General features: G+C 38.0%; 6 protein-coding genes. 4 read left to right on the plus strand and 2 right to left on the minus strand.

Translation table 11 applies throughout. The annotated features are described in order from the left end of the window. Positions 1-87: 87 nt before the first annotated feature. Positions 88-1182: an FAS1-like dehydratase domain-containing protein gene (locus tag AC4MRQ_RS00775; RefSeq protein WP_491195721.1), complete on the plus strand. Its 1095-nt coding sequence runs from the start codon at positions 88-90 to the stop codon at positions 1180-1182. Between the two features lie 427 nt (positions 1183-1609). On the opposite strand, the gene AC4MRQ_RS00780 is transcribed toward AC4MRQ_RS00775, so the two are convergent. Beyond that, complete coding sequence (locus AC4MRQ_RS00780; RefSeq protein ID WP_491195722.1) at positions 1610-2140, minus strand: hypothetical protein; 531 nt, start codon at positions 2138-2140, stop codon at positions 1610-1612. 21 nt (positions 2141-2161) lie between these two features. Beyond that, positions 2162-2854: a DNA-binding domain-containing protein gene (locus tag AC4MRQ_RS00785; protein ID WP_491195723.1), complete on the minus strand. Its 693-nt coding sequence runs from the start codon at positions 2852-2854 to the stop codon at positions 2162-2164. Between the two features lie 249 nt (positions 2855-3103). On the opposite strand from AC4MRQ_RS00785, the gene AC4MRQ_RS00790 reads away from it, so the two are divergent. The 3 genes from AC4MRQ_RS00790 (at position 3104) to AC4MRQ_RS00800 (ending at position 13922) form a co-directional block, all read left to right on the plus strand. Then, positions 3104-5284: a T9SS type A sorting domain-containing protein gene (locus AC4MRQ_RS00790; RefSeq protein ID WP_491195724.1), complete on the plus strand. Its 2181-nt coding sequence runs from the start codon at positions 3104-3106 to the stop codon at positions 5282-5284. A 307-nt stretch (positions 5285-5591) separates the two neighbouring features. Beyond that, complete coding sequence (locus AC4MRQ_RS00795; RefSeq protein ID WP_491195725.1) at positions 5592-7697, plus strand: DUF8693 domain-containing protein; 2106 nt, start codon at positions 5592-5594, stop codon at positions 7695-7697. A gap of 264 nt (positions 7698-7961) precedes the next feature. Further along, the gene (locus AC4MRQ_RS00800) at positions 7962-13922 is read left to right on the plus strand and encodes a DUF8693 domain-containing protein (protein ID WP_491195726.1); all 5961 of its coding nucleotides are present in this window, start codon (positions 7962-7964) and stop codon (positions 13920-13922) included. Positions 13923-14133: the final 211 nt, after the last annotated feature.

Consider the following 14133-nt stretch of genomic DNA (forward strand, 5'->3'; position numbering starts at 1 on the left):
TGAACGTCATTTTCCTTCTATAGTGCTTGTTATGAGCGCTATTTCTATGTGTAAAAGCTTTATTTTTGTGGCTTATAACATTAAACCATGCAAGGATATATTAAGCCAAACAGAAGAGTTAATTACGGATTGGATCTTAACCAAGTCTCAATCGGACAAGAAATTGTTAGTCATTTTAATATAACGGTGGACGAATCGGTTCATAGTTTATGGAGCGGATTAATGCCTACCTCATCATACCCTGAGAATAGTCGCGAGTTTGCTGGTATTCTGGGTTTCCATGAAATGTTTTTGCCCTACGGTTTTTTGATGAACCTGACATTGAGTCTGGGAGTGGAGAATTTTGCCCATTCGAGTTTGCTTCATCTGGAGATACGAAATGCTTTATATCTGAATCCGGCATTTGCAGGTGATACCTTTTCATGTGTAATACAGATAAAAGATATTCAGGATACCTCAAAGGGAAATTATTCAACCGTGGTGTCGGAGCATATATTGTCCAACCAAAAAGGTGAACCCGTCTTTTCGTTGGAGCGGGTAACATTGTTTCCCAGAATTACAGTATTTGGTGATCAGAGCGGTAACCTGGTCGATTCACATAAGAACCACCATTTTAAAGAGAAGATACTGGCCCGCGTTCGTGGTATATCCATTGAGAATAAAATTGATGATTTTAATGAAGGTGATTTATTATTACACCCGTTTGTCCGTCCGGTAGGTAAGAGCGAAAACCTGTTTTGGGCGACTTATTTCAAGAATACACATCCGATTCACTTCAATTATCAACGCTATAAACCAGGTGAAATAATTATCTCAGGAGGTATTGTTTTATCGATGGTGTTGGGTATTTCCGGTCGTGAATTTCGTCAACTGCTATTACCGCAGGTTGAAAGAGCGTTTCATGTTGTGCCCGTAGTGGCCGAAGATCGGGTAGGGGCATTTAGCTATATTAAAAGCAGTACGCAGATTATGCCTGGATTTGAGGAAATTGAAGTACGTACCTTTGGCCTGCGAAATGTTGATACCGAACTGGAGTTGTCTGATGCAGATTTCCCAATGGAATTATTTAATGGTTTGGAACGCCCGTCTGAAGTTGAGGCTGTTCTGGAAGAAAAGTGTCCGAACTTAAAAAGTAAAATCTGCTGTGTGGCCGACTGGAAAGGATTACGCAAAGTAGAGTAGAATATACCCCAATTATATGTTTTACTAAGCCCGTCAATTGATGGGCTTTGCTATTCAGCCTGGTATGGAATGTACTATAAGTTATCAAGCCTATATGAGTTTAGTAATCTGACCCAATTGGGTCAAGTGCCTTAACCCAGCTGGGTCAGACAGTATAACCCAGTTGGGTCATATATCGCGACTCAGTTGGGTCGCACTATCTAACCCAATTGGGTTAGGTTATATATGCTTAATAGAAATAGAATGTATGCGTATTAACGACTTCACAGCATGGTGGCGTATGGGGATTTTAACTTGCAATCTTTCAGGTTGATTTGAACCAAAGAGTTGTATTTGATTTTAGCTTTTCAGCTTTAAATTCCAAATCACTGATTTGGTGTTGGTCATTGTTGCAAAGACTTGACAGATTTGCCGAATAACTAATGCTCTATTGCAGCTTATTGGCAATGGTATCTTCTAGTTTTCGAATGTAGTTCCTCGCCAATTTAGGCAGTAGATTAATTAAGACAGCCTTTTTCGGATTGTTCTCATCAAATACAAACTTATAGTCATACTTACTTTTCGAAATGTTGCTATTTATGAGATAATAGTTCTTGATAATACTTGATTTATTATTCTCAATTTGGAATTCAATGCTCAGTCTAAACATTGTTTTGTGATGGTTTATTTTATTTGAATCCAGCAAGACTACTTCTCCAACGGCGATACCGTTTGCAAATGTTGTTGCTGATTCTATAATGCTTATTCGTCTTATCGACCTGATAAGTCCTAATGCTGTCAGGATTGAAGCTTGGATAATCGTCCATGTTAAGGTTATGTTCATGTTTTCCAAATCAAAAACTTCTAATCCAAAAATAATGGGAGGAATAGAAATCAAGAGGCCCAAAAGAACAAATGGATCACTTATTATAATTAATGATTTAATGTATAAAGGAAGAAATATTCGTTTGTCTTTCATTTTGCTCATTTTGTATTATTCTCAACTAATTAATATATCGCACTTACATATTCTGATTGATTTGGTGCGATAAATAATAGTGCGGATTTCTAATTGATATTTACCTTTTTCCAGCTTATCAGGTACAATTAGCATTAACTCAGAAGGTTTGTTTTTAATAATGTTTGTAGCCCTTACTTTGGTGCTTTGATTACAGGTAAAGAAAACGCCTTGTTGCTGATCACTTTCATCAAACTTCAGGTATTTACCTTTTATTGTAATGATGTGTCCGGCACTTAAATTATTACCTGTCTCATTTTTAATGTGGTTCACCAGGTGCTTTATGGTTGGTTGTCGGGTTTTAAGCATAATCTTTTGGGGTTTAATTGTTTCGCAACAGGCTTTTAAGCGATTGCCTGCTTTAATGTTGATTTGTACCAGGTGTTTGTCTGGAGAGTAGGGTTCATTGTGCGTTTCAAAGCTCCCTTTAATCGAACCTGAGATGGAAAAAAGTTCTGTGTTTACCGTATGACCGTTATTAATCAGGTTTTCAATAGCCCCGTGATACTCTTCAATAACAGCCAGAGCTTCAGCTTTTGTAACAGTGCTTCCCCTTTGTATCATTATTTCAATAATATCCTCAAGATTATACGATTGGTTATCACTTGGCACAGCCAAATATTTACCCGATTGCGATTTAAGAGTGTTAGGTACAAGTCCGAATTTTAGTGGCATTTTATGGTGGTTTAGTTTTTGAAATTGGAAGCATTAAAATATAAAAATATCTGCTAAGTTTTTGTTATCAATACAAATGAATTAAAAATTGAATCTCAAGTATTGATAATTAGATGAATAAGGTGATTAATATATTGTATTTATGTTGGTCACTGTTTTTTGTATGATTATCAATGATTTTTGATGGTTTGTTGAATAATGGATGACCTTAATATGGGTAGATCGTAAAACGGGGTAAAATCACCAAACATGAACCCCTTTTGTAAATATCTATTGATAACAATAGCTATTACTTTTCTTTCGTACATAAGTAATGCTCAGGATTTAACTGTAACAAGCGGACAGGATTTAACTTTTGCAGGAGCCACTTACAACTCAATAACTATTAATAGCAACGGAAAAGTAACTTTTAATGGCAATATTACTTCTCGCACAGTCGATATTGACGAAGATGGTGTGATGATTGTAAATGGCAATCTAACGGTGGAAGCATTAGCTAGTCCCCGCCTAACTGTTGAGGGAACATTAATTGTAACCGGTAACCTGACCGTGCAGAGTTTGTATGGAACCAATGTTGGTGTTGATAATAATGGTACCCTGGTTGTTGGTGGTGAATACAGTTTTCAGGGCGGATTCGGAGGAAGTGGAGAAACAAGCAGTGGAGATGTATATTTAAGTGATCCTGACGATTGGGGTTATAGCGGGGGAAGTGCAGACGGTGATATAACAGATTTGATTGGATCAGATCCCCCTGTCCTGGAAGAAGATGTTTTAGTTGATTTTATTGAGGATTCAGGATATGATACCAATTTACTACCCAGGACCGATTGGCAGGGTGATGTATCAGGTAGCGAAACCGATTGGGATGTAGCTGGTAACTGGGCTTCAGGTAATGTGCCAACTTCCACAAGTAATGTTACCATTTCTAGCGGACTTTCAAACTATTCAACTCTTTGTACTAGTAAACAATACTACGCCTGGAACCTGACACTGGAAGACAACACAGAATTAACGATTCCAACAGGTAGTCAGGTTACTATTTATGGGGATATAAATATTGGAACAAACGCTGTTTTAAAGGTTTACAATTCTAACACCAATCCTACATCCTTTATCGTACATGGAAACGTTACTGGTGATATAACATTTGAGTGGAACTATAATAATTCCCGTTGGTGGTTTATTGGTCATCCCATTTCCAATGCACAGATGTCATCTTATGATGATATCTTGCTGACAAACGACGAAACTAATGATTACGTGTTGTACGATTATCAGGATCCCGATGTGTTCACCAAAATTTCTAAAACAAGTTATAACTTCTCGGCGCAGAGTCCGATAAAAGGTTATTTATTTAAGGTTAAGGATGATAATACGCCACTGATTATGAGTGGTACAATTAATAATAGTTCAGAATATACAAAAACTCTGCAAACAGATTGGCAAGTGATAGCCAATCCTTACCCGTCACATTATCAATTACCAACAGAATCTGGTGCAGGAACTGATTTTGAATATACTTCCGGTGATGTATATGTGACCGTATCAACCCGCAATTCAGATAAAGTATACCATACATTTAATTCACTTTTGGGCATTGGATCACCGGCTGAGTTTACCGGTATTATAGCACCCGGACAAGCATTTTATGTGCAAACAGATTCGCCAGGTAGTATAAAAATGCGGGCAGACAATCGGGTACATTCGGTAGCAACTCAGCTTAAATCAGTTAAGAAAAACATTGAAAGCGATGTGTTACGATTAAAGTTAAAAAATGAGAATGGTTTGACAGATGAGGCTGTTATTGCATTTATTGATGATGAACAATTAGGTTTTACCAGGATAGATTCTGAACAGCGATTTAATGATAATAGTGTATCATATATCTATTCAATAGTTGAAAGTAAAAAAACTGTCATCAATGTTCTGCCAACAGTGAATAAGGACATTCTTCAAACTGTCGGTGTAAAGGCTCAAGATGGGAGACATCAACTGTACATTGACGGTATTGAATCCTTTAATGAGGATATTGAAATCATTTTGGAAGATAAATTGACAGGTGTCACAATGAATATGCATAAAGGAACCCTTTATGACTTTAGTACAGAGGAAGGTGAATTTGAAGAACGCTTTGTATTGCATTTAAAAAAATCACAGATAGCCACCTCTATTGAAGAACAGACGGAAAACAAACATACAGCAGAAGGAGTTCAAATCTATATTGAGAACAATAATCGATTAACGATTAAATGTGATTGGCACATTGATAAAAAGACTGTAGCTGTATACTCAATGACTGGCGAAGAAGTTTCAAAGGATGAATTTGTTGGTAACAATTACAATAAATCATTGCGCTTGACGTCAGGCATTTATGTTATTCGAGTGACTGGAGAACAAAGCAGATATCAGCAAAAAGTATTTGTACGATAGGATAACCGCATATCATAAATAAGCATCCACGTTTGGAGTTGTAAACATTATCATTTCAAAAATTGTGATACTTATTGATCTGGCTTTTTATATATGCCAAAGATATTACCTTTGCCTCCGTTTTATTATTTCAGTAAGTAATAAAGGACTTAAATATCCTTTAATCAATTAAATCATGACGGTTGTCAAGTTAAAAGTGTTATTCATAGATGCTTATGTAACTTTCCAATATGAGTAGCGTTATATTTAACAAAACCATCGCAAGTCGATAGTTGTTAATGTTACTTGAATTAAAAAGTCAACGATTATGAGACATATACATAAATATTTTCTGGCTGTTGTTTTTATTCATTTCACTCTTATAATGGAGGCGGCAACTACAGAATGGGGTTCTGCAGGTTCTGATTATACATTATCATCTAACTATACAATTGCCAGTGGCGATACTGTTATCGTATTAGGAAACTTCTTCGATGCCAATAACAAGAAGATTATTATCAGTTCTGGTGCCACTTTTATTGTACATGGAAATATGGCATTAAAAAATACGAATAGCGATATAAGTGGTAACGTTATTGTACTTGGTGATGTGGATCTGAAAAATACAGATATGGGTGTTTCAGGTAATTTAGTTGTGGGTGGAGTTTTAACGAATTCAAGCGGGAATGTAAACGGGATAGTTGGCGATGTTTATTTGCTCGATCCGGATGCTAATGAAGGTGTAGATATTGATTTGCCCAATGAACCATTGGATATAGAAGATTTGTTAAACGATTCTAATGATAATGAATTAATAGATATAATCTCCGACAATGTTGATAATACAGGAGTGTCATATAACTGGGATGGATCTGAATCAAGCGATTGGGCCACATCGGGTAACTGGAGTGGTAACGAAGTTCCCGGTTCGTTGGATGAGGTGATTATTGATAATGTTGCTTCATTGCCGCAATGCCCGTCAGTATTAACCATACAGGATTTAACCGTTAAAACAGGAGCCAGTTTTACAATCTCGCAAGGTAGTCAGATATCTATTTTAGGAAACATTACCGTCGAGAGTGGAGCTGAACTGATTGTTCAAAACTCAAATACTACTCCTACTTCCTTCATAGTATATGGAGATGTAACAGGCGATATTAAGTTTGAGTGGACTTATAATAATACCCGTTGGTGGTTTATTGGTCATCCTATTTCAGATGCAAACATATCTGATTATGATGATATATTAACAACTAACGGAGGTACCAATGATTATGTGCTGTACGATTATCAAGACCCGGATGTGTTTGCCAAAATATCCCAAACAGCCTATGACTTCACTGCTCAGAGTCCTATAAAAGGATACTTGTTTAAAGTAAAAGATGACAATACACCACTGACAATGAGTGGTGCGATTAATAATGATGCAGAATATACTAAGACCTTACAAACAGACTGGCAAGTGATTGCTAACCCTTATCCGTCATATTATCAGGTGCCTACCGAATCAGGTGCCGGAACTGATTTTGATAATACGACCGGAGATATCTATGTAACTGTATCTACCAGCAACTCAGACAAGGTGTACCATACCTTTAATTCACTTTTAGGAATTGGCTCACCTGCAGAGTTTACAGGTGTTATAGCACCGGGCCAAGGATTTTATGTACAAACCTATAGTGCAGGCGATATTAAAATGCGGGCAGCCAATCGAATGCACTCAGTAACAACGCAACTTAAATCGGCAAAGAAAAGCTCAGAAAGTGATGTCCTACGATTAAAGCTGAAGAATGAAAATGGATCGACCGACGAGGCTGTAATTGCTTTTTTTGATAGTGGACAATCAGGTTTTACAAAGCTGGATTCAGAACAGCGCTTTAATAGCAATGGTGTATCATATATTTATTCGGTGGTTGAAAGCAAAAAAGCTGTCATTAATGTGTTGCCACCTGTGGATGAAGATATAATCCAGGCAATTGGTATTAAAGCCCAAACCGGTAATCATCAGCTGTACATTGATGGTATTGAATCTCTTAATGGTGATTGTGAAATTACTTTGGAAGATAAATTAACCGGTGTTTTAACGAATATGCAGACTGGAACCATTTATGAGTTTAGTACTGAGGAAGGAGACTTTGATGAGCGTTTTGTATTGCATTTGAAAAAGGTGCAGGTTGCTACTTCTGTAAGTGAAGAGAAGGTGGACGAGGGAGTTGCCATTTATATTGAAGGTAGTAATGAACTAACAATTAAGTGTGATTGGCAAACAGATAAAAAGAATGTATCGATATATTCAATTTCTGGTGAAGAGGTATCAAAAGACGAATTTGTGGGTAACATCTACAACAAGTCATTACGTTTGACAACCGGTGTTTATATTATTCAGGTGACCGCGGACCAATCCAGGTATCAACAAAAGGTATTTATACGATAGTATATTACAGCATATCAAAAGTAAGCCTCCGGTAAGGGGGCTTTTTTGTGCAAGTTTCTTTTTTATGGATCGTATCTTTACAACCATTATGTAGATAAAGATACGATCCGTATATACTGTTTAGTGATGAATATCATCTTGTTAATTAAAGTTAATTTGGTAACCAATGCTGATATTTGCGTATAAACTTTTACTGCTGAATTGGGGAGGTTCTGTTTATGTTATGGGGAGATAGCAGGATGTTGAAAAGTATTAAAAGAGGATATGAGATACAACTTCATTGCTTCAATGATTGCTGTGCTTCTGTTGGGGACAGGAGTGAGCTATGCACAATACACAAGTAATTCGGTAACTGGAGGATATCACGAGGCTGGTTCGTGGAGCGGATCGCAACCTCCTGCCAATGGCACATTAAATAACTCAATTCGAATCTCAACCGGAGCTGAGATCACCCGTTCCGACCAGGGAGGTGGTAATAGTATTGATGCCCGTGGGAGTGATCTTTGGGGATATAGCGCCATCGTTGAAGGGAAATTCATTGTTGAAGGTAGTTTTACTAATGACAATGGTGGAATATTAAGAGTTTTTAATGGAGGAACACTTGAAATTTTTGGAGACCTCACAGCTGATGAAGAAGTTATTGTTGATAATGGTGGAACACTCATTGTTCATGGTAATCTTTATCTGGAAGACGCCGGATGGGGATACCAACATGAACTACATGGTACAGTAGTGGTCGGAGGAGATGCTCAAATTGCTGATTTCGTATTTAATAATACAGGTATGCTTGTGGTTGGTGGTGATCTGACCTTAGATGGTAATGCCTGGACTCGTATTGTTACCGGTACTGATGTTTATGTTGATGGCACAGTTACCGATAATAATGGAAGTGGCACTTTTGACGATACAAATGATGAAGGTGATTTTACTGATCTGGAAAACGAGCAGGGAAGTAACGATGTACTCAATGATATTTTGGAGGATATAGGTTTGGTCAGTTCGGTTGACGAGCCAACAAGTTTTACGTATACCAACCTGACAACCAATACTGTTGATTTAAGCTGGACATTAAATGCAAGTAATGATGATGTAATGATCACCATTGCAACGAGTGACTTGTCAATTGTTCCTGTTGACGGTACCACTTATGCTGAAGGTAATAGCTTAGGTGGTGCAACCGTTATCTATAATGGTTCGGCAACCTCCTTAGCTGGAACTAATATAACAGCAGGAGTGGATAATTATCTGACAATATGGTCAGTTAATGGATCGCTGGAATATTCAAAGGCAGTTAAGCTATCAATTGAAATGTTGAGTGCAGCTACCATCTTTTACGAAGATTTTGAAAGTGGAAATGCAAATAGTTGGACATTAGGCTCTTTATCGGGCGATCATCAATGGGTAATTGGTTCAGCGGAAGCCTATCTGGGAAGCAACTCAGCTTATGTGTCTGAGGATAATGGAGTATCAGCAACCTATGATGAGACGGGCAATGGTTGGGTAGGCCTTGAGAAAAGTGTTGCTATACCTTCGGGTTATAAAAGTGCGGAGTTGACATTTTACTGGAAATGTGTAGGAGAAGCAGGATACGATCGCGGAGAGATATATGAAAATAATACCCTAATAAGCGATGCCTTGGTCAGCCAGGAAACCTGGGTTGAAGAGGTAATTGATATAACAAGTTATATTAACAGCACATTTGATTTGGGAGTGTGGTTTTACTGTGACTGGGCTTCTGGTGTGGATCCGGGACTATGTATTGACGAAATCAGAATTACAGGTAGTGAAGTGGCCCGTCCGGTAAGCTTTGCAGGTACAGCTGTTTCTTCAGACCAGGTTGATTTATTATGGACCAAGAGTACAGATAATGATGATGTAATCATCGCCTATTCGTCTTTTGGTGCTGTTGGAAGACCAGAAAGCGGCGTATCATATTCAGTTGGGGATTACCTGCAAGGAGGAGGTAAAGTTGTATATATAGGATCAGCAAACTCATATTCCCATACAGGTAATTTCTCTGGAAAACTCAATTATACCATTTGGTCTGTTAATGCCAATGCCTATTCAAGTGCAATAACAGAAGAAGTTTCCATTCCTGTTGATCTGCCATATACCGAAGATTTTGAAAGTGATGTTGATGAATGGAATTTTAGTGCCGTATCATATAATAATTGGGTAAATGGTAGCGCCGATTCCCAAAGTGGTTCAAAATCAGCATACATCTCCTACGATAAAGGTGTTACTGCGGCTTATGATAATTCTCAGTGGACAAATACAGATCTGACAATAAGTGTAGATTTAAGAGGGTTTGAAACAGCAGGGTTAACATTCTGGTGGAAAGCGGATGGACGACAAGATCGGGCTTATGGAGAGTGTTATTTAGATGGCTCCAGAATTTCTTCAAGTCAGGAATATAGGGATGCAGATACGCAATGGAATCAGGAAACCATCGATCTGTCTTCTTATACAGGCAATATCAGCGAGCTGACATTTAAATGGTATAATAATACCACCGGAGCAGAGCAAAATCCTGGATTATGTATTGATAACATCAGTATAACCGGAACAATAGCAGATCCGGCATCCTTTAGTGCAACCAATCTGAATGACTTGTATAATACCTTAGATTGGACAAAAAATGCGTATGGAGATGATGTCATAATAGCTGTTTCTGAATCGGGGAGTATAGGCGACCTGGAGGAAGGCACAGAATATACAGTAGGAGATGTTCTTGCAGGTGGAGGTACCATCATTTATATTGGTGATTTGGAGACGTATCAGCATGAGCCATTAAAATATAGCACCACTTATAGTTACAAAATATGGTCTGCTCGAAATGGTACTTACTCTTCAGGTACTGAAAGAAATGCAGGTACGCCAGATAAGGTAACACTTCTTACTGAGTATTGGGAAGATGGAGATTATAGTGAGTGGACCAGAACATCAAGTCATGCGACGAATACTATATGGTGGCTTGGCGGTAGTCAAATGTTTTCACAAGGTAGTCAGGGTGCTTATATTACAACAAGTACTACTGGGGTTAACACTCGTTATGATAGAAATGATACCAGAAATGCTGAATTAAAGGTAGACATTAGTTTGGAGAACATGCAATCTGCAACTTTAACTTTTGATTGGAGATGTCAGGGAGAAGCTGGTCGCGATTATGGAGAGGTTTGGTTTAATAACGTGAGGGTAAGTGGGGTTGCAGAATATCAGGGTGACGATGGTACTTGGCAGAGTGCCGTAATTGATTTGACATCTTTTTGTGGGACAGTTGGTGATCAAACGCTTGAATTTAGATGGGTTAATGATGATAATAATACAAGAAACACTCCAGGATTCAGTATCGATAATATAGAAATAGGAGGAATTTATACAGCCACATCAACAGTCAGTCAGGGTAGTTCATCACCAGCTTCAATAAGTTCATTGCTAGATACCTCAACAGAAGCACTGCAGGTTTTTGAATTTACATTAGAGGATAATAATTCGCAGAACGGTTTACTGTTGCCACCTGAAGAAAGAACCCTTATTCAGCAATTGGTGATTAGTAAAGGAACGGCCAATAATATAGCAGATTGGAGTGATGCAATAGCAGGAGCCATGTTATTTGGACCTGATGTTGATGTAAATGGTCTAGCAGGTACAGTAACCAGTTCAGCCATTACTTTTAATACTTCCGGAACCAATATTATCATTGATAACACTGCTTCAGAAACCTATCAGTTAAAGATTTGGCTACAATCTGATTTAAATGGAGCAGGCATAAATGATGGAGATGTTTTTGACTTTAAGTTGGACAATAATGAAATAGTAACCGGATGGGGGGATGATTTTGTTGTAGATCAGTCTATAGAAAGCGGCGCTGTTACAATTGAAATCGTTGCTACAGAATTACAATTTGCACAGCAACCTTCATCCAATGCAACAGTTAATACCGTATTAGGTCAGATTGTTAAAGTCGCAGCCACAGATGAAAATGGCAATGTTGATATAGGTTTCGGAACAGCTATCTCATTGACAAACGATGGCTCCGGAGGATCAATTGCTATGAATAACGCAAGTGCTAGTCCTGTAAGTGGAACAGCTTCATTTTCAAACCTGACTTTTGGTTCAACAGGTACGGTTACCTTAAGTGCAGCTTCTGGTAGCCTGGTTTCTGGTGATTCAGACCCGGTTACCATTACAAATTATTGTCAGCCAACGCATACGTCGACCAATAGATACATTGCCAATGTAATCATTAATACATTGGATAATTCATCAGGTGATGACGGTGGATATGTAGAATATTTAGATCAGGAGACAACATTTGCCAAAGGAGAAACATACGATATTACCATTGGTGGCTATAATGCAAGTGGCAGTGGTTATGCCTGGGTTTGGGTTGATTGGAATCAGGATGAAGACTTTCTGGATAGTGGAGAACGATTCACAATTGGAAATACAAATAGTACAGGGATTGTTGTTATTTCAGGAACGGATGTAATTGATGTTCCAAATGATGCTGTAACGGGTACCACCCGCATGAGGGTACAATTCACTGGTGAGAGTAATCCGGGTAATCCTTGTGGTTCAGGAACAGGCGAATCCGAGGACTATATAGTCTTTGTTACTTCTGACGGATGGTTAGGTGCTTCACCATTATGGGAACTGCCACAAAACTGGTCAACCGGTAATGTTCCTGATGGAACGACAGATATTTTTATTCCTGAGCATCCATATCATGGCGACACTTATCCGATTATATCAGGAGATGCTAATATGAATAACCTGGAAGTCGCAAGTAATGCCACCCTGACAATTCAGGCTGGTAGTGCCGTGACAATAGATGGTGATGTAATTAACAACGGGACCGTTCTTGTTGAGAATACAAATGATCAGCCTAGTTCCATCATTACAAATGGTACCGTTACTGGTAATATATCATTTAAGTGGACGTATGATAATCTTCGATGGTGGTTTGTCGGGCATGGAATCTCGAATCCAACAACTAGTTCCTACGAAGCTATTCGTAATGTACAGCTTAATGATTATGCCATGTATGATTATCAGGACGGCGGTTCATTTTATAAGGTTTCAAGTAACGTAGGGACATATGATCTGGCAGGACAAAATGAATTAAAGGGATATTTGTTGAAGGTCAAAGATACAGGAGCAGAAGTAAGCCATACTGGCACGCCTAATAATGATGCATCTTATAGTCGGGCATTACAAAGTGAGTGGCAGGTAATGGCTAATCCATACCCTTCATATTATCAATTACCGACTGATCCATCGGGAACGGGGGATTTTGCTAACACTGCGGGAACAATTTATGTAACCGTTTCAACAAGTAATGCAGATAAGACATTTGAGACCTATAACATAAGCTCAGGCATTAGTTCACCTGCCGCATTTAAAGGTATTTTGGCACCATCGCAGGCATTTTATATTAAAACAGATGCTGGTAAAGCAGGTACAGACGTTACTATGCAAGCTTCTAATCGCATACAAGATATTAATAAAGCATCACTCAAGTCGGTGATTTCGTCAAATGAAAACGAGATCAGGGTTAAGCTAATTAACGAAATTGAAGTAACAGATGAAGCGGTAATTGCTTTAAGGGAAGGAGAAACAAGTGCATTTACAAGGATGGATTCCGAACAGCGTTTTGAAACTAATAATCTTTCATACATCTATTCCATAATTGATGGATATAAAGCTGTGATCAATGTGCTTCCTGAATCCAGCGACGATTTCACACAGGATTTAGGAGTACGCACTCAGGAAGGTAAACATCTGATTTATATCGATGGTATTGAATCAATTTCTGATGATTATGAAATACACCTGGAAGATAAACAGGCCGGTGTTCTAAAACAGATGACCGATAAAACAGAGTATGAATTTACCAGTAAAGAAGGAGCAGATGATGAGCGTTTCGTGTTGCATTTTAAAACCAAAGAGGTTGATGTTCCAACTGATATTGAGGATGTAAATAAGGATTCAGACGAAGCAGTGAAAATTTATATACAAAATGAGTCATTGCTCAAAGTAACTTGTAAATGGCAGACAAATAGGAAAGAGATTGATATCTATACTGTTACAGGAGTTAAGGTGTTGAATAAGGAGTTTGAAGGGGAAGAATTTAACCATGATTTGAAAGTGAAACCAGGTATTTATATCGTTAAGATCTCAGGAGCCAACAATACCTTTGAGCAGAAAATATTTGTAAAATAAGAACAAGAGAAAAGTTGCTATCTGTCGCCTGATCAGTTATGGTCAGGCGATTTATTTTGTGCTTAATAAGAGAATCTAAACGAAGCTGACTTTTATGCTTTAGGCAGTCTTTAATTCATCTTAAAAAAAGGTTGATTAATCATGTAAATTATAAGGGTAGTCACATATTTGAAAATCATCAAAACTTTATTTGATCTTGTTCGTATTTAGT

It is taken from the genome of Carboxylicivirga sp. (genome assembly GCF_982718395.1).